This window comes from Citrobacter sp. MGH106 (assembly GCF_001037495.1).
Lineage (GTDB): Bacteria > Pseudomonadota > Gammaproteobacteria > Enterobacterales > Enterobacteriaceae > Citrobacter > Citrobacter murliniae.
Genome location: NZ_KQ089822.1, coordinates 3,959,726 through 3,982,599, shown reverse-complemented (window position 1 = coordinate 3,982,599; position 22,874 = coordinate 3,959,726). Strand labels below are relative to the sequence as shown.

19 protein-coding genes are annotated in these 22,874 nt (G+C 52.3%); 10 read left to right on the top strand and 9 right to left on the bottom strand.

Features of this window, described 5'->3' with window-relative positions; translation table 11 throughout:
* Window positions 1–122 precede the first annotated feature (122 nt).
* Entirely contained in the window at window positions 123–1,070 is a 948-nt protein-coding gene (locus SK36_RS18530) for a DMT family transporter (protein ID WP_045439029.1), read from the top strand.
* 67 nt (window positions 1,071–1,137) lie between these two features.
* On the opposite strand, the gene SK36_RS18525 is transcribed toward SK36_RS18530, so the two are convergent.
* Window positions 1,138–1,788, bottom strand: coding sequence for an OapA family protein (locus tag SK36_RS18525; RefSeq protein ID WP_045439032.1), 651 nt, complete (start codon window positions 1,786–1,788; stop codon window positions 1,138–1,140).
* A 336-nt stretch (window positions 1,789–2,124) separates the two neighbouring features.
* On the opposite strand from SK36_RS18525, the gene fklB reads away from it, so the two are divergent.
* Together fklB and cycA are read left to right on the top strand one after the other, a co-directional pair.
* Complete coding sequence (gene fklB / locus SK36_RS18520) at window positions 2,125–2,745, top strand: BamJ family beta-barrel-assembly machinery protein (RefSeq protein WP_045449404.1); 621 nt, start codon at window positions 2,125–2,127, stop codon at window positions 2,743–2,745.
* Between the two features lie 309 nt (window positions 2,746–3,054).
* Window positions 3,055–4,464, top strand: coding sequence for a D-serine/D-alanine/glycine transporter (gene cycA / locus SK36_RS18515; RefSeq protein WP_045439035.1), 1,410 nt, complete (start codon window positions 3,055–3,057; stop codon window positions 4,462–4,464).
* Window positions 4,465–4,527: 63 nt separating this feature from the next.
* Here cycA and ytfE read toward each other — a convergent pair whose 3' ends face one another.
* Window positions 4,528–5,190, bottom strand: a complete 663-nt coding sequence (gene ytfE, locus SK36_RS18510; RefSeq protein ID WP_045439037.1) for an iron-sulfur cluster repair protein YtfE — start codon at window positions 5,188–5,190, stop codon at window positions 4,528–4,530.
* Between the two features lie 245 nt (window positions 5,191–5,435).
* Between ytfE and SK36_RS18505 the strand changes: the two genes are divergently transcribed.
* Window positions 5,436–6,989: a methyl-accepting chemotaxis protein gene (locus SK36_RS18505; protein WP_045439045.1), complete on the top strand. Its 1,554-nt coding sequence runs from the start codon at window positions 5,436–5,438 to the stop codon at window positions 6,987–6,989.
* 63 nt (window positions 6,990–7,052) lie between these two features.
* Here SK36_RS18505 and SK36_RS18500 read toward each other — a convergent pair whose 3' ends face one another.
* The 3 genes from SK36_RS18500 to SK36_RS18490 form a co-directional block, all read right to left on the bottom strand.
* Window positions 7,053–8,018, bottom strand: a complete 966-nt coding sequence (locus SK36_RS18500; protein WP_048222307.1) for a DMT family transporter — start codon at window positions 8,016–8,018, stop codon at window positions 7,053–7,055.
* Between the two features lie 76 nt (window positions 8,019–8,094).
* Window positions 8,095–8,919 carry an AraC family transcriptional regulator gene (locus SK36_RS18495; protein ID WP_048222305.1) on the bottom strand — a complete coding sequence of 275 codons (825 nt, stop codon included), beginning with the start codon at window positions 8,917–8,919 and terminating at the stop codon, window positions 8,095–8,097.
* An 80-nt stretch (window positions 8,920–8,999) separates the two neighbouring features.
* Window positions 9,000–9,848: an SDR family oxidoreductase gene (locus SK36_RS18490; protein WP_048222302.1), complete on the bottom strand. Its 849-nt coding sequence runs from the start codon at window positions 9,846–9,848 to the stop codon at window positions 9,000–9,002.
* Between the two features lie 89 nt (window positions 9,849–9,937).
* On the opposite strand from SK36_RS18490, the gene SK36_RS18485 reads away from it, so the two are divergent.
* On the top strand, window positions 9,938–10,318 hold the full coding sequence (locus SK36_RS18485) for a winged helix-turn-helix transcriptional regulator (protein ID WP_045439054.1): 381 nt from the start codon (window positions 9,938–9,940) through the stop codon (window positions 10,316–10,318).
* Between the two features lie 91 nt (window positions 10,319–10,409).
* On the opposite strand, the gene SK36_RS18480 is transcribed toward SK36_RS18485, so the two are convergent.
* Window positions 10,410–12,353 carry a bifunctional 2',3'-cyclic-nucleotide 2'-phosphodiesterase/3'-nucleotidase gene (locus SK36_RS18480; protein ID WP_048222299.1) on the bottom strand — a complete coding sequence of 648 codons (1,944 nt, stop codon included), beginning with the start codon at window positions 12,351–12,353 and terminating at the stop codon, window positions 10,410–10,412.
* Window positions 12,354–12,609: 256 nt separating this feature from the next.
* Here SK36_RS18480 and cysQ point away from each other — a divergent pair, with 256 nt between their 5' ends.
* Window positions 12,610–13,350 (top strand): 3'(2'),5'-bisphosphate nucleotidase CysQ, encoded by a 741-nt coding sequence (gene cysQ / locus SK36_RS18475; RefSeq protein ID WP_045439058.1) that lies wholly within the window; start codon window positions 12,610–12,612, stop codon window positions 13,348–13,350.
* Here the strand turns inward: cysQ and SK36_RS18470 are convergent.
* Window positions 13,340–13,897, bottom strand: a complete 558-nt coding sequence (locus SK36_RS18470) for a YtfJ family protein (protein ID WP_045439061.1) — start codon at window positions 13,895–13,897, stop codon at window positions 13,340–13,342. The genes cysQ and SK36_RS18470 overlap by 11 nt on opposite strands.
* 329 nt (window positions 13,898–14,226) lie before the next feature.
* Between SK36_RS18470 and SK36_RS18465 the strand changes: the two genes are divergently transcribed.
* Entirely contained in the window at window positions 14,227–14,433 is a 207-nt protein-coding gene (locus tag SK36_RS18465) for a DUF1107 domain-containing protein (RefSeq protein ID WP_041143739.1), read from the top strand.
* 85 nt (window positions 14,434–14,518) lie between these two features.
* Here the strand turns inward: SK36_RS18465 and SK36_RS18460 are convergent, their stop codons facing one another.
* Both SK36_RS18460 and msrA read right to left on the bottom strand, forming a co-directional pair.
* A complete protein-coding gene (locus SK36_RS18460; protein ID WP_045439075.1) occupies window positions 14,519–15,856 on the bottom strand; it encodes a polyamine export protein PaeA in 1,338 nt (445 codons plus the stop codon).
* A gap of 273 nt (window positions 15,857–16,129) precedes the next feature.
* Window positions 16,130–16,768, bottom strand: coding sequence for a peptide-methionine (S)-S-oxide reductase MsrA (gene msrA / locus SK36_RS18455; RefSeq protein ID WP_045439078.1), 639 nt, complete (start codon window positions 16,766–16,768; stop codon window positions 16,130–16,132).
* A gap of 212 nt (window positions 16,769–16,980) precedes the next feature.
* Here msrA and tamA point away from each other — a divergent pair, with 212 nt between their 5' ends.
* Genes tamA through SK36_RS18440 form a run of 3 tightly spaced genes read left to right on the top strand, consistent with a single transcriptional unit; the run spans window position 16,981 to window position 22,834 of the window.
* The gene (gene tamA, locus SK36_RS18450) at window positions 16,981–18,714 is read left to right on the top strand and encodes an autotransporter assembly complex protein TamA (protein WP_048222294.1); all 1,734 of its coding nucleotides are present in this window, start codon (window positions 16,981–16,983) and stop codon (window positions 18,712–18,714) included.
* Window positions 18,711–22,487 carry an autotransporter assembly complex protein TamB gene (gene tamB, locus SK36_RS18445; protein ID WP_045439084.1) on the top strand — a complete coding sequence of 1,259 codons (3,777 nt, stop codon included), beginning with the start codon at window positions 18,711–18,713 and terminating at the stop codon, window positions 22,485–22,487. The genes tamA and tamB overlap by 4 nt, the downstream gene beginning before the upstream one ends.
* A gap of 2 nt (window positions 22,488–22,489) precedes the next feature.
* Window positions 22,490–22,834, top strand: a complete 345-nt coding sequence (locus SK36_RS18440) for a gamma-glutamylcyclotransferase family protein (protein ID WP_045439093.1) — start codon at window positions 22,490–22,492, stop codon at window positions 22,832–22,834.
* Window positions 22,835–22,874 lie beyond the last annotated feature (40 nt).

Below are 22,874 nucleotides of genomic sequence, written 5' to 3'. Positions count from 1 at the left end.
TAAAAGCGCCGGCCCTGTGCCGGCGTTTTGCTTTTCTCCCCCTCCTGTTTTTCGCTCTGGCTATTCTCTATCCTTTTCGGGATAATCGTAAAAATAAAACATTATTTCAAAGTGGTGATGGAATGGAAACAACGCACCAACCTCTGTTTGCGCGTAAAAACGTAGTCTATCTGAGCGCGGCGTTCTGCTGCCTGCTCTGGGGAAGTGCCTATCCGGCGATAAAAAGCGGGTATGAGATCTTCCAGATTGCCACGGATGACATTCCGTCGAAAATTGTCTTTGCTGGATACCGCTTCTTGTTTGCGGGATTATTACTACTGTTGCTGGCTATGATGCAGCGTAAACCTATCGGCAGGTTAAGCCCACGCCAGTTTGGACAGCTCACGCTGCTGGGACTGACGCAGACCTCACTGCAATACATCTTCTTTTACATCGGTCTGGCGTTCACGACGGGTGTGAAAGGCTCAATCATGAACGCCACTGGCACGTTCTTTAGCGTACTGCTGGCCCACTTTATCTACCAGAACGACAAGCTGAGCTACAACAAGGCGCTGGGCTGTATCCTGGGCTTTACCGGTGTGATGGTGGTGAACTTTAACAGTGGCCTGATGGACTTTAGCTTTAGTCTGTTAGGTGATGGCTCGGTGGTGCTGGCAGCCTTTATTCTCTCTGCCGCCACGCTTTACGGTAAACGTATTTCTCAGACAGTGGATCCGACGGTGATGACAGGCTATCAACTGGGGATAGGCGGTCTGGCATTGGTTATCGGGGGCTATGCTTTCGGTGGGACGCTGACCGTACACGGTTCGTCTTCGGTGGCGATTCTTGGCTACCTGACGCTGCTCTCTTCGGTGGCGTTCGCATTGTGGAGCATCTTGCTCAAGTACAATCGTGTAGGGATGATCGCTCCGTTTAACTTTCTTATTCCCGTTTCGGGAGCGGTGCTGTCGGCGATCTTCCTCGGCGAGAATATTCTGGAGTGGAAATACGCGGTTGCGCTGGTGCTGGTCTGTTCGGGGATTTGGTGGGTGAATAAGGTCAGTAAAGTGCGCAAACCACAGAATGCCTGATAACGTGGCGCTTATCAGGCCGATGCCAGTCCGGGTGAGGCATTGACGTCGCCACCCGGACTAAAAATTACCGTGCGCGAATAAAGCTGCCGTTGGGTTGGCGGGTAAACAGCACCTGCTGACCATTACCGGTATCGATAGTTAAACCCGTCACCACTCCATTGGCATTCTGCCTGATCTGTATCATCTGACCATTTTTCAGATTACTCAGCGGTTTTCCTGCCCCCTCGACCTGTGCCATAGCATACACATCGGTTGGTGGAAGGTTATGATCGCGGAATACCTGCGCCAGCGTTTTGCCTGAATCTACGCGATAGGTGCGCCATTGCTGGTCAATCCCGCTATCCTGCTGAAAAGGCTGCGTCTGGGGCTGAGATTGTTGAGCCTGCGGCTGTACGTCTGGTTCTCCTTCCTGGATCGGTTCCGGCGCAACCGGAGCGACCTGGCCAGGATCGTTTTGCGGGGCAACCAGCTGTGCCTGAAGCTGAGCCTCAGTCGGCGGCTGTGATTGCGACTGGAAATCCAGTTGTGCATCACGTGTGACCACTGGAGTATCGCTGGAGTCATTAGAAGGGAGCAGGAAACCTATCACCAGCACGATTGCAGCAGCAATGATGCCACGGCGATGCATAGGCGGTAGCGGGTCCATAATGCGAAAATTGTCCGGTGCATGCCAGATTTTCGCCAGGGTTGGTTTTAATTCAAAGCGCCCGGGCATGGCTTTCCTCCTGCTCCGCTTATCGTTCCTCGATCATAGAGTATAGATGGCTAACGCTATGATGTTCGTCATAATACCCTTCATGCTTCGCGTTGCCGGTGTGTTGGCTGCTCTCACTCACCCTAATTACTTATAAATGTAAGCTCATCGGGATTCGTTCGCCTGCCTGCACTCGAATTTTTCAGGGTATACATCCGCTTTCGTGATATTGATGCGGAATATAGCCATTGTTTCTTTTTCCTCGCGATTTGTCATCTCTTCCTGATACAAAGTTTTACCGGATGCGGCATGGCTGATATGCTGCCCGCTACTTTACATCCGATGAAAGGAAATATGATGGCCACCCCGACTTTTGACACTATCGAAGCGCAAGCAAGCTACGGCATTGGTTTGCAGGTTGGACAGCAACTGAGCGAATCCGGTCTGGAAGGGCTGTTACCTGAAGCGCTGGTCGCTGGTATTGCTGATGCGCTGGAAGGCAAACACCCAGCTGTGCCTGTTGACGTTGTGCACCGCGCACTGCGTGAAATCCACGAACGTGCAGATGCGGTACGTCGTGAACGTTTCCAGGCTATGGCCGCCGATGGCGTCAAATATCTGGAAGAAAACCGTGAGAAAGACGGTGTGAACAGCACTGAATCTGGTCTGCAGTTCCGTGTTCTGACTCAGGGTGAAGGTGCAATTCCGGCGCGTACCGACCGCGTACGTGTGCACTATACCGGTAAACTGATTGACGGTACTGTGTTTGACAGTTCTGTCGCTCGTGGTGAGCCGGCTGAATTCCCGGTTAATGGCGTGATCCCAGGCTGGATTGAAGCGCTGACCCTGATGCCGGTGGGTTCCAAATGGGAACTGACTATTCCTCAGGAACTGGCTTATGGCGAGCGTGGCGCTGGCGCGTCCATTCCTCCGTTCAGCACGCTGGTGTTCGAGGTTGAGCTGCTCGAGATCCTGTAAGCAGTGACTTCTGTTCCCCTCAGGGTTGAGGGGAGCGGAAAATTAGTTTTAAAACCTATAGTTGTAACAGTATCGATATTTTATCTTGCAAATGACGTTCTTGCGTGTATTTTTGTGAGCTAATTCGCGGTATCAGAGTGATATGACACTCACTTTAAACATTAAATTAACATTATATCTAAATCTTAGTATTCATCCCGCCGATTCTTACCTAATATCGATGAGTCCTGCTAACGGGATCGTCGTATCATAGACACATTAAAGGCCGTAGAGCCTGAACAACACAGACAGGTACAGGAAGAAAAAAACATGGTAGATCAGGTAAAAGTCGTTGCCGACGAAGAGGGTTCGTCTGAACAGTCGCTACGGCGCAATCTCACAAACCGTCATATTCAACTTATTGCAATCGGTGGTGCCATCGGCACGGGCCTGTTTATGGGCTCCGGAAAAACCATCAGTCTCGCCGGACCGTCGATCATCTTTGTATATATGATCATCGGTTTCATGTTGTTTTTCGTGATGCGGGCAATGGGAGAACTGTTGCTTTCAAATCTCGAATACAAATCCTTCAGCGATTTCGCCTCTGACCTTCTCGGGCCATGGGCTGGGTATTTTACCGGCTGGACCTACTGGTTTTGCTGGGTAGTTACCGGGATGGCGGACGTTGTCGCCATTACGGCTTATGCGCAATTCTGGTTCCCTGGACTCTCTGACTGGGTTGCTTCACTGGCAGTGATCATTCTGCTGCTGAGTCTCAACCTCGCCACCGTTAAAATGTTCGGTGAGATGGAGTTCTGGTTTGCCATGATCAAGATCGTCGCCATTGTTGGACTGATTGTTGTCGGTCTGGTGATGGTACTGACGCACTTCCAGTCGCCAACCGGCGTTGAAGCGTCGTTTACGCACTTATGGAATGATGGTGGCTGGTTCCCGAAAGGTCTGAGTGGTTTCTTTGCTGGCTTCCAGATAGCGGTGTTCGCGTTTGTGGGTATCGAGCTGGTGGGAACGACAGCTGCGGAAACCAAAGACCCGGAGAAATCTCTGCCGCGAGCAATTAACTCGATTCCGATCCGTATTATCATGTTCTATGTTTTCGCGCTGATCGTGATTATGTCTGTAACACCGTGGAGCTCGGTTGTTCCAAGCAAAAGCCCGTTCGTTGAGCTGTTTGTGCTGGTAGGGCTACCGGCAGCGGCGAGCCTGATTAACTTTGTGGTTCTGACTTCTGCTGCGTCTTCTGCGAACAGCGGTGTGTTCTCAACCAGTCGTATGCTGTTTGGTCTGGCGCAGGAAGGCGTAGCGCCTAAAGCGTTCGCCAAGCTGTCTAAACGTGCAGTACCGGCGAAAGGTTTGACGTTCTCCTGTATCTGCCTGCTGGGCGGCGTAGTGATGCTGTATGTTAACCCGAGTGTGATTGGCGCATTCACCATGATCACCACCGTATCAGCGATTCTGTTCATGTTTGTCTGGACCATTATTCTTTGCTCGTACCTGGTGTACCGCAAACAGCGTCCGCATCTGCATGAGAAATCGATCTACAAGATGCCGTTAGGCAAGCTGATGTGCTGGGTGTGCATGGCGTTCTTCGTGTTTGTACTGGTACTGCTGACGCTGGAAGAGGATACCCGACAGGCACTGATCGTAACGCCGCTGTGGTTCATTGCTCTGGGGCTGGGCTGGCTGTTTATCGGTAAGAAACGCATGGCTGGCGTACGCTAATAAAAAAAGAGCCGCGATGCGGCTCTAATATTCCGTAAAACAGGGCGCTCTCAGGCGCCCTTTTTATTCACCAGCGAGGGCACGCGGGAACAACACATTGTTTTCCAGACTGATGTGCTCCATCAGGTCGTCGATCAACTCGTTAATGCCGTTATACATGGCTTTCCAGGTGGTGCAGGCTTCTGGCGGAGGCGTCACATTGTTGGTGATGTGCTTGATCACTTCTACCAGTTCACCGGCATCGTCGTGCTCGCTTTCCATCACGCTGATAGGTCCCATCGCCTGGCTACCCATTCCCTGTTTAATCATCGGGAACAGGATCTGTTCTTCTTTCATCATGTGGCTGGACAGTTCTTCATGCAGCATGGTCAGGTTCTTTGCCAGACCGCGTGGTACGTTAGGTTTGTCTGCATGAACGCGTTCAACTTTAGTGGCTTGCAGGATCAGTTCCGGCAGTTGTTCGCGGTGGCGGTCGTGATAACGAACGATGATATGGTCGATGATTTCTGCCAGCGCTACGGTGCGCCAGTCTTTCTCCAGCGGTTGTTCTGCCAACTGTGCGAGCTGTGCTTCGATAGTTTCTACATCCAGCTCTTTACGTGCGGCAGCGCGTGCCAGCGTTTGCTTACCGCCACAGCAGTAATCCATATCGTATTTACGAAACAGTGCCGAAGCGCGAGGAATAGAGAGCGCCAGTTCACCTAAAGGTTGATCGCGATAAGACATAGCCGTTACCTCATTCTCAATAATATAAGGTGCATTTTAAATGCAACTTATAGAGAAGGATATAACCCTTTCGGGGCAGAGGATTATGTGATGGTTGTCACGAAAATTTCTTATCTCTTTAACATGCTGAATCTTATTGAAAAGGGGAAAAACGGCGAAAAAAACCGCGTCACAAGATTAAATAAGCGGACGCTGCTGCCGATAGTTAGACCTCAGACAATACCTGCATAATAAAAAGGCAACAGATGTTCAAACGAATCAAAGTGATAACCTTACTTATCACCGTGTTACTCGCCCTGGGTGCAATGCAGCTCATTTCCGCAGGCGTTTTTATTGGCGCGCTCAATAACGACAAGCAAAACTTTAACGTGTCTCAGCTTTCCAGCCAGAATGTGGCCGAGTTTACTGATGCCTGGATTAGCCTGAACCAGGCTCGCGTCACGCTCAATCGGGGTATGCTGCGTTTGCAAGGGACGATGGCGAATGAAATTAACGGTGGCCAGTTGAAGGAACTGGTGAATACAGCAAATCGCCTGCTGAATGATGCCAAAGATCATTACGATAAATACTATGCCTTGCCGGAAACGCCGGGTCTGGATGAGCATCTGGCTGACCGGCTCGAAGAGCAGTACGGCATCTATTCTGCAACGCTGGCAAAAATGAATGCGCTGCTCGCTGAAGGCAAACTGGAGGAGATGTTTAAACAGAATGCTGAGCAAAAGCAGACGGCGATGCAGGGGGTTTATCAGGAATGGCGCGCTGCGCAATCTGCTCTGGCAAATGCTGGTGTACAGGATAACGAGAAGGACTATCAGAAGATTATCTGGCTATTGTCCGCGGTGATGCTGATCGTGATAACCGTTATTGTCGTCAGCTGGATAGCCATGCAACGCGTACTGCTGAGGCCACTCCATGAGGTAATTGGGCACATCCGCCATATTGCCGCTGGCGATCTGACCCACGGTATCAGCGCCGAGGGCAGTAATGAAATGGCGCTACTGGCGCGTAATGTCCGTGATATGCAACAGGCGCTGGCAAACACGGTTGGCGTCGTACGCGATGGGGCAGATACCATCTATACCGGCGCGGGGGAAATCGCTGCGGGTAGTAATGATCTCTCTTCCCGTACTGAACAACAGGCCGCCTCTCTGGAAGAGACGGCTGCCAGTATGGAGCAGCTTACCGCTACCGTGAAACAGAATGCGGACAATGCGCGGCAGGCAACCAGTCTGGCAAAAAATGCCTCACAGACGGCGCAGAAAGGTGGCGCTGTGGTCGATGGTGTGGTGCGCACTATGGATGAGATCGCCACCAGTTCGAGTAAAATTGCGCAAATTACCAATGTTATCGACGGTATTGCCTTCCAGACCAATATTCTTGCACTGAACGCGGCGGTAGAAGCGGCGCGAGCCGGTGAGCAGGGGCGCGGTTTTGCTGTGGTAGCAGGAGAAGTGCGTACGCTGGCGCAGCGCAGCGCCCAGGCGGCGAAAGAAATTAAGGCGCTGATTGATGATTCCGGTAACCGGGTCAACGCCGGTACTGCGCTGGTGCATGAAGCCGGTGAAACGATGGCGGAAATAGTCAGTGCCGTCAGCCGGGTGACTGACATCATGGGTGAGATTGCATCCGCCTCAGATGAACAGAGTCGGGGTATTGATCAGGTAGGTCAGGCGGTTGCTGAGATGGACCGCGTGACGCAGCAAAATGCCTCGCTGGTGGAAGAGTCTGCTTCTGCCGCTGCCGCGCTAGAAGAGCAGGCTGCACGCCTGAATCAGACGGTGGCGGTGTTTAAAGTTTAACGTCTGCTCCGGCCTACAAGAAAATATCCTGTAGGCCGGATTAGCGCAGTACTATCCAGCACATTATGATGGTGAAACCGCGACGACACTTGGTTTTTCCGGTTTGGCCCTGACGGCGACCACCACACCCACAGCCAGCAGCACGATGCCACTCAGGGTCAGCAGCGGCGGCATCTCCTGGCGCAAAATAAAGGTGTAGAGCAGGCCCGCCAGCGTTTCAAAGACAATCAGCGGCCCGAGGATCACCGTTGGTAACTTCTGACTGGCGACGTTCCAGCACAATGCTCCCACCCACGAACACAGTACCGCAATGGCGACCATCAGACCGATAAACACGCCCGGACGTGGGCCGAAGGGCAGAGAGAAATCTGGTGTTTGTCCATTTAGCCACAGACAGGCCGCAACGTATCCCAGCAGGGAGACGGGAAGCGTTACCAGTGCCTGCGCTGTTGCCCACATCATTGGATGCTTATCGGGATTCTCTCGCAGCCAGCGGGCATTACGTAGCGCATACCACGCCCAGCACACTACGGAAACCAGCGCCAGCGCGATACCGGAACCGTATCTCCAACCGCTAAAATCAGGCAGTCCCTGATTCAGCTCAGAAATATTCACGCACAGCAGACCAATGCCGATTAGCACCAGGGCAGGGGCTAAGCGCCACCACGATAATTTGCCATCACGTTGACTGTAGAGCAGGTTGGCGAATACCGGGATCACCACCGGTAATGTGCCAATGATCATTGTTGAGACCGGCGCGCCGGTGCGCTGGATCGCACTGGCCAGGCAAACGTAATAAATCAGGTTACCCATCATCGTCAGCGTCAGTGCGGTCATCCAGTCTTTACGCGCCAGCTGGCGCAGACGTCCGCGGCCCAGCCAGGCGATCGGCAGGGCGATCAGTCCCAGCGCCAGATAGCGTCCCATCGACTGCAATACCGCCGGATAATCCGGCACGATCAGCGGCCCGACAAAAATTAATCCCCACATCAGCCCGGCCAGCAGGGCATACAACACACCGCTAATCATTTTTGACATCCACATCGCTTAACATTGCGAGCAGTGTAGGCAGGCAAAATGGCCACGTATTGTATGAGATTGCGCATTAGCGCGAAAAAACCTGTTTCTGGTAGCGTACAGGCGTAATGCCGTAACGATGAGTAAATGCGCGGGTGAGATGCGACTGGTCGGTCAGGCCAGTCGCTGCGGCGACATCTGCAGCGGGCATGCCGTGAGTAAGAAAACATTTGGCACGCCACAGGCGGATCGCCATCAGCATCTGGTGTGGCGTGACGTGGAAATGAGATTTGAACTGGCGCTGAAAATGCCAGGGACTCAGCGAGGCAACGCGGGCCAGTTCGTCGAGCGTCACCGGGTGCATGTAGTTGTCGTGTAGATATTCGCGTACGCGCTCAAAGCGATGGGCGCCTTCCAGTTGTACCGGCGCATGACGGGCCAGAGGCTGGAATGTATCAATCAGATCGAGCAGTAACCCTTTTTGCGCCAGCGGATCCTCGGTATTCCACAGGCCGTGGATAAGTGAACAGATCTGGTACGAGCGTAGCGGATCGTGGCGCGTAACATCATGAAACCACCAGTGGCGGATCCCGGTGACGTCTTCCAGAAGGTCAGGTTCGAGGTAGACCATCCGATAGCGCCAGCCGTCGGCGGTTGCCGCCTCACCGGTATGCAGCTCATCGGGATTCATGGTGACGACGGAGTGGGCAGGAGCAACGTGCTGCGTACCGCGATAGCGAAACCGTTCTGCACCCGCTTCAATCGCGCCTATGCCAAAGGCTTCGTGGGTATGTGGTTCAAAGGCATAACGGGAGATGTGCGCATGATACAACTCAACGCCCGGAACCTGCGCCAGATGGCGAAAGCGGGCGCTGTCTTTCTCATCAATGAACTGCTCAGGTACACCTTGCACGTTTTCTCTCCCCACGCATCGTCTTTCATTATCAGAGAGGATACGCGGGGATGCCACCATAATTAACCGATTTTTAACACTTACACGATGCCTTTGACGCTGTCCGCCAGAGAAGTTGTCGGGTGACCGGTTAATTGGCTCAGGGTGTGGCTGTCGTCGAACAGACCACCTTTTGAGGCACCGATGTCAGAGTCGGCGAGCATATCCGCCAGTCCGGCAGGCAAACCAAAACCTTTCAGCGCAGCGGCAAAATCGGCTTCACTCAGGTTTTGATACACCACTTTTTTGCCACTCTGTTTTGCCAGTTCGGCGGCAAGTTGGCTCAGGGTCCAGCCCTCATCGCCCGCCAGCTCGTAGATCTTACCGGCGTGACCGTCTTCACTGATGACGCGTGCGGCAGCGGCAGCATAGTCGGCACGGGTCGCTGAGGCGATTTTGCCTTCGCCCGCAGCACCAATAAACACGCCGTGCTCCAGCGCGGCTGGCGCGCTGGCCAGATAGTTTTCGGTATACCAGCCGTTACGCAGCAGGGTATAAGCAATGCCGGAGTCAGCCAGCATTTTCTCGGTTTCCACGTGTTCAGCTGCCAGCCCCAGCGGAGAGCTGTCGGCATGCAACAGACTGGTATAGGCAATAAATTTCACATTGGCGGCTTTTGCCGCGTTAATCACGTTGCGATGCTGTGGGGTACGTTGCCCAACTTCGCTGGACGAGATCAGCAGCAGCTTGTCGATCCCCTGCAATGCTGTAGTGAAAGCGGCCTCGTCGATGTAATCCGCCTGACGGACGGTAATACCCTGTTGGCTGAGTGCAGTAGCTTTGGCTGGGTTACGCACAATGGCCACAATCTGGCTGGCGGGTACGGTTTTCAGCAGGGCTTCAATAACGTGTTGGCCCAGTTGACCAGTGGCACCGGTAATCGCAATCATGGGGAACTCCTTGGTGTTTGTCTTGTGTTTAGTAAAGCTAGCACTTAAACTTACTTTTAGTAAGTACGTACAAAAAGGTAAGTATGAATATGACAACTTCGACACTTTCTCAGCAATTGCGTGACGGCAACTTATTTGCCGAACAGTGTCCCTCCCGCGAGGTGTTAAAACACGTCACCAGCCGCTGGGGCGTGTTGATTCTGGTGGCGCTGCGTGATGGTACGCACCGGTTCAGTGATTTACGTCGCAAGATGGGCGGCGTTAGTGAAAAAATGCTGGCGCAATCCCTGCAGGCGCTGGAGCAGGACGGGTTTATCAACCGGGTGTCGTATCCGGTGGTTCCGCCGCATGTGGAGTACAGTCTCACGCCGTTGGGTGAGCAGGTGAGTGATAAAGTTGCTGCACTGGCGGACTGGATTGAAATGAATTTACCTCAGGTTCTGGCGCTGAGGGAAGAGCGGGTTGCATGATATGTTGCCGGATGGCGTTTCGCTTATCCGGCCTGTGTGCGTACACAATTTTTAAGCCGGACAAGGCGTTAGCCGTCATCCGGCATTATCATTACTTACTCAAATCCAACTGATAAATCGCGAAGCCGATATCATCAGTGGCGACCTTATTCATTGGATACTGTTTTTTCTCTTTGATAAACGCAGCTGCCTTATCGGACGGTGACGTTTCAAAGCGAATATACAGCTTCGTATCGCTGTGAATCGGTGCCAGACGCCAGTTGTTATCCGCCGCCGGGTGAATTTCACCTGCACTCTTCGTCTGGGCACCTATCCATGCCGCCAGCACTGAGCGGTTTTCATCCGGTGAAGCAAACGCGATATGGCTGTCGCCGGTACCGGCGAACTTGCCACCGTAGGCGCGATAGTTGTTGGTTGCTACCAGGAAGGTCGCGTCAGGATCGATAGGTTTACCGTTAAAGGTCAGATTTTTAATACGCTCTGCTTTGGCGTTCACGGTCTGGCACTCGCCGTCGTAGCGGGCGGGTTGTGAAACATCAATCTGATAATCCACGCCGTCAATCACGTCGAAGTTGTAGGTACGGAAGCCGTCCCAGTTAATTAACGACTGGGGTTTGTTGCTGTGAATATCAATCTGATTAAATTGCCCGGCGGAACATTCCAGCCACTCTTTCACTTCTTTACCGCTGGCTTTTACCACCACCAGGGTATTCGGATACAGATAGAGATCGGCGGCATTACGGAAAGTCAGCTGGCCTTTTTCGACTTCTACAAAGCTTGCCGGATCGTTTTTACGTCCGCCGACCTTAAACGGCGCAGCGGCAGAAAGTACCGGCAGTTTTGCCAGGTCTGGATCACCCTGAATAAAGTGTTCAACGTAGGCCTTTTGCGCGTTATTCACGACCTGTACGGTCGGATCGTCCTGCACTAATGCCAGATAGCTATACATGTTATCGGCAGATTTTCCGATTGGCTTACTGACAAACTCACGCGTGGCGTCGTGATCGGCTTTCAGGATCTCAACTATCTTGCTGTCCTCGGCAGCCAGGGATTTTTTAGCCGCCGCGTCATAAATGGGACGCGCCTCGGCTTTCGCCTGGGTGACCTGCCATTTACCACTGTCGTCGTTCAGTACCAGATCCACCACGCCCAGATGATCGCCCCACATGCCTGGCATTACTGCAGGAATACCGTTTAACGTGCCTTTGGTAATATCTGCGCCTTTGATACTGGCAAAGTCTTTACCCGGGAAAACGGCGTGAGCGTGGCCAAACATAATCGCATCCACGCCCGGGACTTCGCTGAGGTAATAAACAGAGTTTTCCGCCATGGTCTGGTATGGGTCGGCAGAGAGACCGGAGTGAGCAATCACTACCACCACATCAGCGCCTTTTTCGCGCATTTCCGGCACATACTTACGTGCGGTTTCGGTAATGTCATTCACCGTCACTTTACCGCTGAGATTAGCCTTGTCCCAGGTCATGATTTGTGGTGGTACAAAGCCGATATAGCCAATCTTCAGTGTCTGCTTTTTGCCCTCATTATCGACAACTTCAGTGTCTTTAATCAGGTAAGGGGTAAACAGCGGCTTTTGGGTCTTAACGTCGATGATATTGGCGTTAACGTAGGGAAATTTTGCGCCAGCGAGCGCTTTATGCAGATACTCCAGCCCATAGTTAAACTCATGGTTGCCGAGGTTGCCCACCGCGTAATCGAGAGTATTGAGCGCCTTATAGACCGGGTGAGTCTCGCCAGTTTTAAGCCCTTTGGACGCCATGTAATCACCGAGAGGGCTGCCCTGAATCAGATCGCCGTTATCGACCAGAACGCTGTTTTTTACTTCACCCCTGGCGGCATTAATCAAACTTGCCGTACGCACCAGACCGAATTTTTCAGTTGGTGTATCTTTGTAATAATCGAAATCCATCATGTTGCTATGCAAATCAGTGGTTTCCATTATGCGGAGATCGACGGTTGCAGCATTCACGCTGGCTGCAATCAGCGTGGCCAGAAGCGTTGCACTAAACTTAATCATCAGGGGCATCCTTTTTAAGATCTAAGCCACAAAAGAAAATGTATATAAATCTTCTTGCTTACAGAACTGTGAATCATGACATGAAGTTAGCGTTTAAAACCGCAGACGCTATCACAGTTGGCGGATCCCCTGACGATCGGGTATAAGTAAAACAACGAGTTAACATCACTGATATATACTCTAAATAATTCGAGTTGCAGGAACGCAGCCAACGTACATGCAACTTGAAGTATGACGGGTGTAAACGAGGTGGAGAATGCTAGAACATGTATGCCAGCTTGCACGGAACGCGGGCGATGCCATTATGCAGGTCTACGATGGAATCAAACCGATAGAGATCACCAGCAAGCAGGATGATTCTCCGGTCACTGCGGCGGATATTGCCGCGCACATGGTGATCCTCGAAGGATTACAGGCCCTGACGCCAGATATTCCGGTTTTATCAGAAGAGGCTCCCCCGGGCTGGGATATACGTCAGCACTGGCAGCGCTACTGGCTGGTTGATCCTCTGGACGGAACGAAAGAGTTCATCAAACGTAACGGCGAATTCACCGTGAATATTGCGCTAATTGAGAAGGGAAAACCGGTTCTGGGCGTGGTGTATGCGCCGGTGATGAACGTGATGTACAGCGCGGCGGAAGGTAAGGCGTGGAAAGAAGAGTACGGCGTGCGCAAACAAATCCGGGTACGCGACGCGCGTCCACCGCTGGTGGTGATCAGCCGTTCGCATGCTGACAATGAGCTAAAAGAGTATCTGCAACAATTAGGTGAGCATCAGACCACGTCGATTGGATCGTCGCTGAAGTTTTGTCTGGTCGCTGAAGGGCAGGCACAGCTGTACCCGCGCTTTGGGCCAACCAATGTTTGGGATACTGCCGCAGGCCACGCTGTTGCCGCAGCAGCCGGGGCGCACGTTCACGACTGGCAGGGGAAACCCCTGGATTACACTCCGCGTGAATCGTTTCTCAACCCCGGCTTCCGGGTCTCTATTTACTGAGCAACTTATGCAGCAGGGCAATAACCTGCTGCACCTCTTCCTGCGTCAATGCGCCATCTTTTGCCCACTGAATACGGCCATCCTTGTCGAGTACCGCGATGGCTGAACTTTCTTCATCCAGTTGCCAGGCTTTACGCGCAACACCGTTACTGTCGACAATAAACTGTGACCAGGGATAGAGCTTCTTATTACTCTCAAGGCTGCTGCGAACGAACATGCCGGAGCCTGGAATGGCGTCGTCTGTATTGACGATAGTGGTGGTCTGGTATTTATCGTGCGGCAGATTTGCCGCTTTGATTGCCTCGATTAACGTCGCGTTTTTCTCTTTGGCAGAAGTGCGTCCGGCAATGTGTTGCACAATGCGTACCTTCCCTGGCAACTGCGCGCTATTCCAGCTTTTATAACTAAACTTATCGTTATCAAGCACCAGTTCACCGCGATCGGTAATCCCCACCGGCGGCACGCGCTGGTTGGTTTCAAACTTATGTGCGGAGGCCATCATGGGTAGCAGCAGGCATGATACCGCCAGCAGTTTTTGTAAGGTCATGGTGTTTCCTTCTTTCTTTATATTTTGCAGGTGATCCGACCACTTGGGTCTGGAATTTAATCATATGTGCGAATGATGCTTTTTCCCGCAAGTGCGATGCCAGTTTGCGGACGGGCGCACAAATCCTGTGAAAAATGAAGGCTTATACTGAAGACAGCGAATGGATGAAAAGATAATTCTGAATAATTGTAACCTGAAGGTAAATAAACTTATACACGCTGGAAACATCGTAGAGATAGTCTATAGTCATAGGGCATTAAAATTTGCGCCTGAGTATTGTCGGACCGATTGTGGTACCGCAAAGGCGTAATGCTCAGCAGGAGACAACAATGAAAATTTTCCAACGATACAACCCGCTGCAGGTGGCGAAGTACGTGAAGATCCTGTTTCGTGGACGGTTATATATCAAGGATGTAGGCGCTTTTGAATTTGATAAGGGTAAGATTCTTATCCCAAAAGTGAAGGACAAACAGCATTTTTCTGTGATGTCCGAAGTTAACCGTCAGGTTTTGCGTCTGCAAACTGAGATGGCTTGACCAAAGTGCTATGCAGTAGTGTAAGTGGTATATAAAAAAACGGCTCCTTAAACAGGAGCCGTTGATGTTTTTACACTCAGGACATTCAGGCTTTGCTTTCTTCTTTTGCATCCGGCAGTTTCGGCACCAGGACGCTGGGTTTGCTGTCCAGTCGCGTCACCAGCAGCTGATCGATCTTGTAGTTATCGATATCCACCACTTCAAATTTATAGCCTGAGAACTTCACCGAGTCGGTGCGTTTCGGGATTTTACGCAGCATAAACATCATGAAACCGCCGATAGTTTCATAGTTGCCAGACTGTGGAAACTCGTCGATATCCAGCACGCGCATCACGTCATCAATCGGCGTACCGCCGTCAATCAGCCAGGAATTCTCATCACGTGCTACGATCTGTTCTTCAAGGCCTTGACCGACTAAGTCACCCATCAACGTGGTCATTACGTCGTTAAGCGTGATAATCCCTACTACCAGCGCGTACTCGTTCATGATGACGGCAAAGTCTTCACCTGCAGTTTTGAAGCTTTCCAGCGCTTCTGAGAGCGTCAGCGTATCCGGTACAATCAGTGTATTGCGGATCTGCACGCCGCTGTTTAGCGCCATGCTCTGGTTTGCCAGTACGCGGTTAAGCAGATCTTTGGAGTCCACATAGCCAATGATGTGGTCGATATCTTCATTACACACCAGAAACTTGGAGTGCGGATGTTCCGCAACTTTGTTCTTCAGGCTCTGCTCGTCTTCGTGCAGATCGAACCAGATGACGTTTTCACGTGATGTCATGGAAGACGGGACGGTACGGGATTCCAGCTCGAACACATTTTCAATCAGCTCATGTTCCTGTTTACGCAGTACACCCGCCAGCGCGCCAGCTTCTACCACGGCGTAAATATCGTCTGAGGTGATGTCATCTTTGCGCACCATTGGGATCTTAAACAGGCGGAAAATGTTATTTGCCAGGCCGTTAAAGAACCACACCAGCGGGCGGAACACGAACAGGCAGAAGCGCATCGGGTTGATGATACGCAAAGCCACAGCTTCTGGCGCAATCATACCGATGCGTTTCGGGGTTAAATCCGCGAACAGGATGAACAGGCCAGTTACCAGTGAGAACGAGAGGATAAAGCTCAACTGTTCAGACAGCTCTGGAGCGAAGTATTGCGAGAACAAGCCGTAAAAAGCCGGAGAAAACGCAGCATCCCCCACGATACCGCCAAGAATGGCGACGGCGTTAAGACCAATTTGCACCACGGTGAAGAACATGCCGGGATTTTCCTGCATCTTCATAACGCGTTGTGCATTGATATTGCCTTCATCGGCAAGCAGCTTAAGTTTAATTTTGCGTGATGCGGCAAGCGAGATCTCGGATATCGAGAAGAACGCACTCACGGCGATCAGGCAGAGAATGACTAAAATACTGTTTAACATATCTTATCCGACCGTTAAGGCCAGATCCTCGGAAGGGAGAAGTTGATACTCGTCGTCTTTCAAGCCGCAGATGCGTTGGCTGCACTCATTCACCCCAGTCACATAGTTATCTATGCTCCTGGGGATTCACGAGTTTGCCGCCTTTCTGCAACTCGAAATCCATAGAGTATAAATCCAATGGAATATTCATTGAAAACCGGCTCGCGGAAGTGAGCCGGTAAATTCAGAAGCTAGTATAGCGTAAGCGACTGTAAAGTCGCCAGAGGCTGATATTTATCCTTGTGGCGGCAGGCAAACCCCAATGCCGCCAATGCCGCAATATCCATAAGGATTTTTGTGCAGGTACTGCTGGTGATCGTCTTCGGCATAGTAGAACGGGGTTGCCGTTTTGATTTCCGTTGTAATAGGGCGATCATCACCGGCTGCGGTCATCGCTGCCTGAAAGCGTTCAAGGCTGGCCTGGGCTGCGGTATTTTGCTCCGGAGTTAATGGATAAATTGCGGAACGATACTGAGTACCCTGATCGTTGCCCTGACGCATACCTTGCGCCGGGTCGTGATTTTCCCAGAATACCTGCAGTAGCTGTTCGTAGCTGATAACATGCGGATCATAGACGATACGTACTGCTTCAGCATGGCCCGTATCACCAGAACAAACCTCCCGATAGGTTGGATTGGGGGTATAGCCGCCAGTGTATCCGGCTGCAGTGCTGTACACGCCGGGGAGTGACCAGAACAAACGTTCTACGCCCCAGAAACAGCCCATGGCGAAAAGGGCGATCTCCATACCGTCGGGCACGTTGGTCATTGAATGTTGGTTAACCGCATGCAGCGTTGCCACTGGCATCGGGGTGTTGCGTCCAGGTAATGCATCTGCTTGAGTAACAAGATGCTTTTTATCAAATAAACTCATGGCCGTTCTCCCGAAATCAGTCATTTGGGTTAAGGTTGTAACAAGACGCGTCTTTGCCCACAATAAACGGTGTGAATACGTCTAGAGTTAAACATAAGAAATATTTGGGTTGTCGTCTGTTTTTCAACTCTTATTGTTGATTTTTTGTTAAGCCCAGGAACGGCATAGTATTTTTTTCCAGGGGTGGGAAAAAAGGATATTCAGGAGAAAATGTGCCACATATCCGTCAGTTATGTTGGGTGGGGTTACTGTGCTTAAGTGGCTCAGCCGCCGCTGCGAATGTTCGCTTACAGGTCGAGGGATTATCGGGACCGCTGGAAAAAAACGTCCGTGCGCAGTTATCCACGATTCAGAGTGATGAAGTCACGCCTGACCGCCGTTTTCGTGCGCGCGTCGATGATGCTATTCGCGAAGGGCTAAAAGCGCTGGGCTATTTTGAGCCGACCATTGATTTTGAATTGCGTCCACCACCGGCGAAGGGACGTCAGGTGTTGATTGCCAAAGTGACACCCGGTGAACCGGTACTGATCGGCGGAACCGACGTCATTTTACGCGGTGGGGCGCGCACTGACAGAGATTATCTGGACCTGCTAAAAACGCGTCCAGCCATCGGCACTGTGCTGAATCAAGGCGACTATGACAGCTTCAAAAAGTCGCTAACCAGCGTGGCGCTGCGTAAGGGCTATTTCGACAGTGAATTTAATAAAAGCCAACTCGGGATCGCGCTCGATCGTCGCCAGGCATTCTGGGATATCGATTACAACAGCGGAGAGCGTTATCGTTTTGGACATGTCACCTTTGAAGGATCGCAGATTCGCGATGAGTATCTGCAAAATCTGGTGCCGTTCAAAGAAGGCAAAGAGTACGAATCGAAAGATCTGGCGGAGCTGAACCGTCGTCTCTCGGCAACCGGTTGGTTTAATTCTGTAGTGGTCGCGCCGGAATTCGACAAAGCCCGCAAAACCAAAGTGTTGCCGCTGAAAGGCGTGGTCTCGCCACGCACGGAAAACACCATTGAAACCGGGGTCGGCTATTCCACCGACGTCGGGCCACGGTTAAAAACCACGTGGAAAAAACCGTGGATGAACTCGTACGGTCACAGTCTGGCGACCAGCGTCAGCGTTTCTGCGCCTGAACAGGTTCTTGATTTCAGTTATAAAATGCCGCTGTTAAAGAACCCACTGGAGCAGTACTACCTGGTTCAGGGGGGATTTAAACGTACCGATTTGAACGATACCGAGCAGGACTCCACCACGCTTGCCGTCTCTCGCTACTGGGATCTCTCCAGCGGCTGGCAGCGCGCAATTAACCTGCGCTGGAGCCTCGACCACTTTACCCAGGGTAATGTCACCAATACCACTATGCTGCTCTATCCTGGTGTGATGATTAGCCGGACGCGCTCGCGCGGCGGTCTGATGCCCGTCTGGGGGGATTCTCAGCGCTATTCCATCGATTACTCGAATACCGCCTGGGGTTCAGATGTCGATTTCTCCGTCTTCCAGGCACAGAACGTCTGGATCCGCACGTTGTACGACCGTCATCGCTTTGTGATGCGCGGTAACCTCGGCTGGATTGAAACCGGAGACTTCGACAAAGTACCACCGGATCTGCGTTTCTTCGCCGGGGGCGACCGCAGTATTCGCGGTTACAAATACAAATCTATTGCGCCTGAAGGCAGCGACGGCAAACTGAAAGGGGCCTCGAAACTGGCGACAGGATCGCTGGAATACCAGTACAACGTGACCGGAAAATGGTGGGGTGCGATGTTTGTTGATAGCGGTGAAGCGGTCAGCGATATCCGCAGAAGTGATTTTAAAACCGGTGCCGGGGTTGGTGTGCGCTGGCAGTCACCGGTAGGACCTATCAAGCTCGATTTTGCTGTACCTGTCGACGACAAAGATGAGCATGGTTTACAGTTTTACATCGGTCTGGGGCCTGAATTATGAGTTTATGGAAGAAGATAAGCCTCGGCGTTCTGATTTTTATCCTGCTGTTGTTAGGCACCGTAGCGTTTCTCGTGGGTACAACCTCGGGTCTGCATCTGCTCTTTAAGGCGGCTAATCGCTGGGTTCCGGGGCTGGAGATAGGCCAGGTCACTGGCGGCTGGCGGGATTTATCGCTGAAAAATATCCGCTACGATCAGCCTGGCGTGGCGGTGAATGCGGGTGAAGTGCATCTGGCCGTCGGCCTCAACTGTCTGTGGAACAGCAGTCTGTGCGTCAATGATCTGTCGCTAAAAGATATTAACGTGGCTATCGACAGTAAAAAAATGCCGCCTTCTGCTCCGGTGGAGGAAGAGGATAGCGGCCCGCTTAATCTGTCAACGCCTTATCCCATCACGCTTTCACGCGTGGCGCTTAACAACATCAATATCAAAATTGATGACACCACCGTTTCCGTGCTGGATTTTACTTCCGGCCTGAACTGGCAGGAAAAAACGCTGACCCTGAAGCCAACGTCATTACAGGGCCTGCTGATTGCACTGCCTAAAGTGGCGGAAGTCGCCCAGGAAGAGGTTGTTGAGCCGAAGATCCAGAATCCGCAGCCGGATGAGAAACCGTTGGGTGAAACGCTCAAAGATCTGTTCTCAAAACCGGTCCTACCGGAAATGACCGATGTTCACCTGCCGCTGAATCTCAATATTGAAGAATTCCGCGGCGAGCAACTGCGCGTGACTGGGGATACCGATCTGACAGTACACAACATGTTGCTGAAAGTGAGCAGCATTGACGGCAATATGAAGCTCGATGCGCTGGATATCGACTCCAGCCAGGGGACGGTGAACGCCAGCGGGACGGCGCAACTGACCGATGCGTGGCCAGTCGATATTACGCTGAACAGCACGCTGAACATTGACCCGTTAAAAGGCGAAAAGGTGAAGCTGAAGGTTGGTGGCGCGCTGCGCGAACAACTGGAAGTGGGTGTTAATCTATCCGGCCCGGTGGATATGGATCTGCGCGCACAGACGCGCCTGGCGGAAGCAGGATTACCGCTCAATCTGGACGTCGTCAGCAAACAGGTTTACTGGCCGTTTACTGGCGATAAGCAATTCCAGGCCGATGATATCAAGCTCAAACTGACCGGCAAAATGACGGACTATACGCTGTCGATGCGCACAGCAGTGAAGGGACAGGACATTCCTCCGGCAACCATTACGCTGGATGCTAAAGGCAACGAACAGCAGATTAATCTCGACAAACTTACCGTGGCGGCGCTGGAGGGGAAAACCGAACTCAAAGCGTTGCTTGACTGGCAGCAGGCTATAAGCTGGCGTGGAGAACTGACGCTGGATGGTATTAACACTGCGAAAGAGCTTCCGGACTGGCCGTCAAAACTGAATGGTTTGGTGAAAACCCGAGGTAGCCTGTATGGCGGAACCTGGCAGATGGAGGTTCCGGAGCTAAAGCTGACCGGTAACGTTAAACAGAACAAGGTTAATGTGAATGGCTCACTGAAAGGGAACAGTTACCTGCAGTGGACAATTCCAGGCCTGCACCTGGAACTGGGGCGTAACAGCGCCGAGGTGAAAGGTGAACTGGGGGTAAAAGATCTCAATCTCGACGCGATGATTGATGCTCCGGGCCTGGATAACGCGCTACCGGGGTTAGGCGGTACGGCGAAAGGTCTGGTCAAAATTCGCGGTACGGTGGAAGCGCCGCAACTGTTGGCGGATATCACAGCCCGTGGCCTGCGCTGGCAGGAACTCTCCGTTGCCCAGGTGCGTGTTGAAGGCGATGTGAAATCGGCTGAACAAATCGCCGGTAGCCTCAACGTGCGCGTAGAGCGGATTGTGCAACCTGATGTGAATATCAATCTCGTAACCCTGAATGCCAAAGGCAGCGAAAAGCAACATGAGCTGCAGCTGCGTATTCAGGGGGAGCCGGTCTCCGGGCAGCTTGACCTGGCAGGGAGTTTTGATCGCAAAGAACAGCGCTGGAAAGGAGCCTTGAGCAATACCCGCTTCCAGACGCCGGTTGGTCCGTGGTCGCTGAACCGCGCGATAGCGCTGGATTACCGTAATCAGGAACAGAAAATCAGCATCGGACCGCACTGCTGGAACAATCCAAACGCTGAGCTGTGCGTGCCGCAGACGATTGATGCCGGTGCTGAAGGACGTGCAGTGGTTAATCTGAACCGCTTCGATCTGGCGATGCTGAAACCGTTTATGCCAGATACCACGCAGGCGAGCGGCGTGTTCAGCGGTAAAGCCGATGTAAGCTGGGACACGACTAAAGAAGGGTTGCCACAGGGAAAGGTAACGCTAAGCGGGCGTAACGTGAAGGTCACACAAAGCGTCAATGATGCACCGTTGCCGGTGGCATTTGAAACGCTGAATATGACCGCTGACCTGCATAATAACCGTGCCGAACTGGGATGGCTGATTCGCCTGACCAATAACGGACAGTTTGACGGGCAGGTGCAGGTTACCGATCCGCAAGGGCGACGCAACCTTGGCGGTAACGTCAATATCCGTAACTTTAATCTGGCGATGGTCAATCCCATCTTCTCGCGTGGTGAAAAAGCTGCGGGGATGCTAAACGCTAACCTGCGCCTCGGCGGCGATGTACAAAGCCCGCAGTTGCTCGGACAGCTACAGCTTAGTGGTCTGGACATTGACGGCAACTTTATGCCATTTGACATGCAGCCAAGCCAGCTGGCGATTAATTTCACGGGGTCACGTTCGACGATTGCGGGCGTGGTGCGCACGCAGCAGGGACAGATTAACCTGAGTGGTGACGCCGACTGGACTCAGATAGACAACTGGCGGGCGCGTATCGCGGCTAAAGGCAGCCGCGTTCGTATCACCGTGCCGCCAATGGTTCGTCTGGATGTATCTCCGGATGTGGTCTTCGAAGCCACGCCAAGTTTATTCACGCTGGATGGTAGCGTTGATGTACCGTGGGCGCGTATTGTGGTGCATGACCTGCCGGAAAGCGCGGTGGGTGTCTCCAGCGATATGGTAATGCTCAATAACGATCTTCAGCCTGAGAAGCCACAGAGTGCGGGTATTCCGATCAACAGCAATCTGATCGTGCATGTAGGCAACAACGTGCGCATCGATGCGTTTGGTCTGAAAGCAAGACTGACAGGCGATCTGAAAGTGGCGCAGGACAAGCAGGGGCTGGGGCTTAACGGGCAGATTAACATCCCGAGCGGTCGCTTCCATGCTTATGGTCAGGATCTTATTGTGCGCAAAGGCGAGCTGTTGTTCTCCGGCCCGCCGGACCAGCCGTTGCTCAACATCGAGGCGATTCGTAACCCGGATGCCACTGAAGACGACGTCATTGCCGGTGTTCGCGTTACAGGTACTGCTGATGAACCAAAAGCGGAGATCTTCTCTGACCCGGCGATGTCACAGCAAATGGCGCTTTCCTACCTGCTTCGTGGGCAAGGACTGGACAGCGAGCAGAGCGACAGTGCGGCAATGACATCAATGCTTATTGGTCTGGGGGTTGCACAAAGTGGTCAGGTTGTGGGTAAAATCGGGGAGACATTTGGCGTAAGCAATCTGGCACTGGACACACAAGGGGTGGGCGACTCATCTCAGGTGGTTGTCAGCGGATACGTACTGCCAGGTCTGCAGGTGAAATATGGTGTGGGTATATTTGACTCCTTAGCGACACTCACGCTACGTTATCGTCTGATGCCTAAGCTATATCTGGAAGCCGTGTCTGGCGTAGATCAGGCACTTGATTTGCTCTATCAGTTTGAGTTTTAGCAATGCGAATATTTGTCTACGGTAGTTTACGACGCAAACAGGGCAACAGCCACTGGATGACCAACGCCCAGTTGCTGGGTGATTTCAATATCGAGAACTACCAGTTGTATAGTCTGGGCCACTATCCAGGCGCAGTTCCGGGAAACGGATCGGTACACGGGGAAGTTTATCGTATTGACAACGCTACGCTGGCAGAGCTTGACGCTCTGCGTACGCGAGGCGGCGAGTATGCACGCCAGTTAATTCAGACGCCGTACGGAAGTGCATGGATGTACGTGTACCAACGTCCGGTCGAGGGGTTAACGCTGATTGAAAGCGGTAACTGGTTAGACAGAGACCAGTACTAATATGAACACGCCACCCTCGGGTGGCGTTGTTTTATTACAG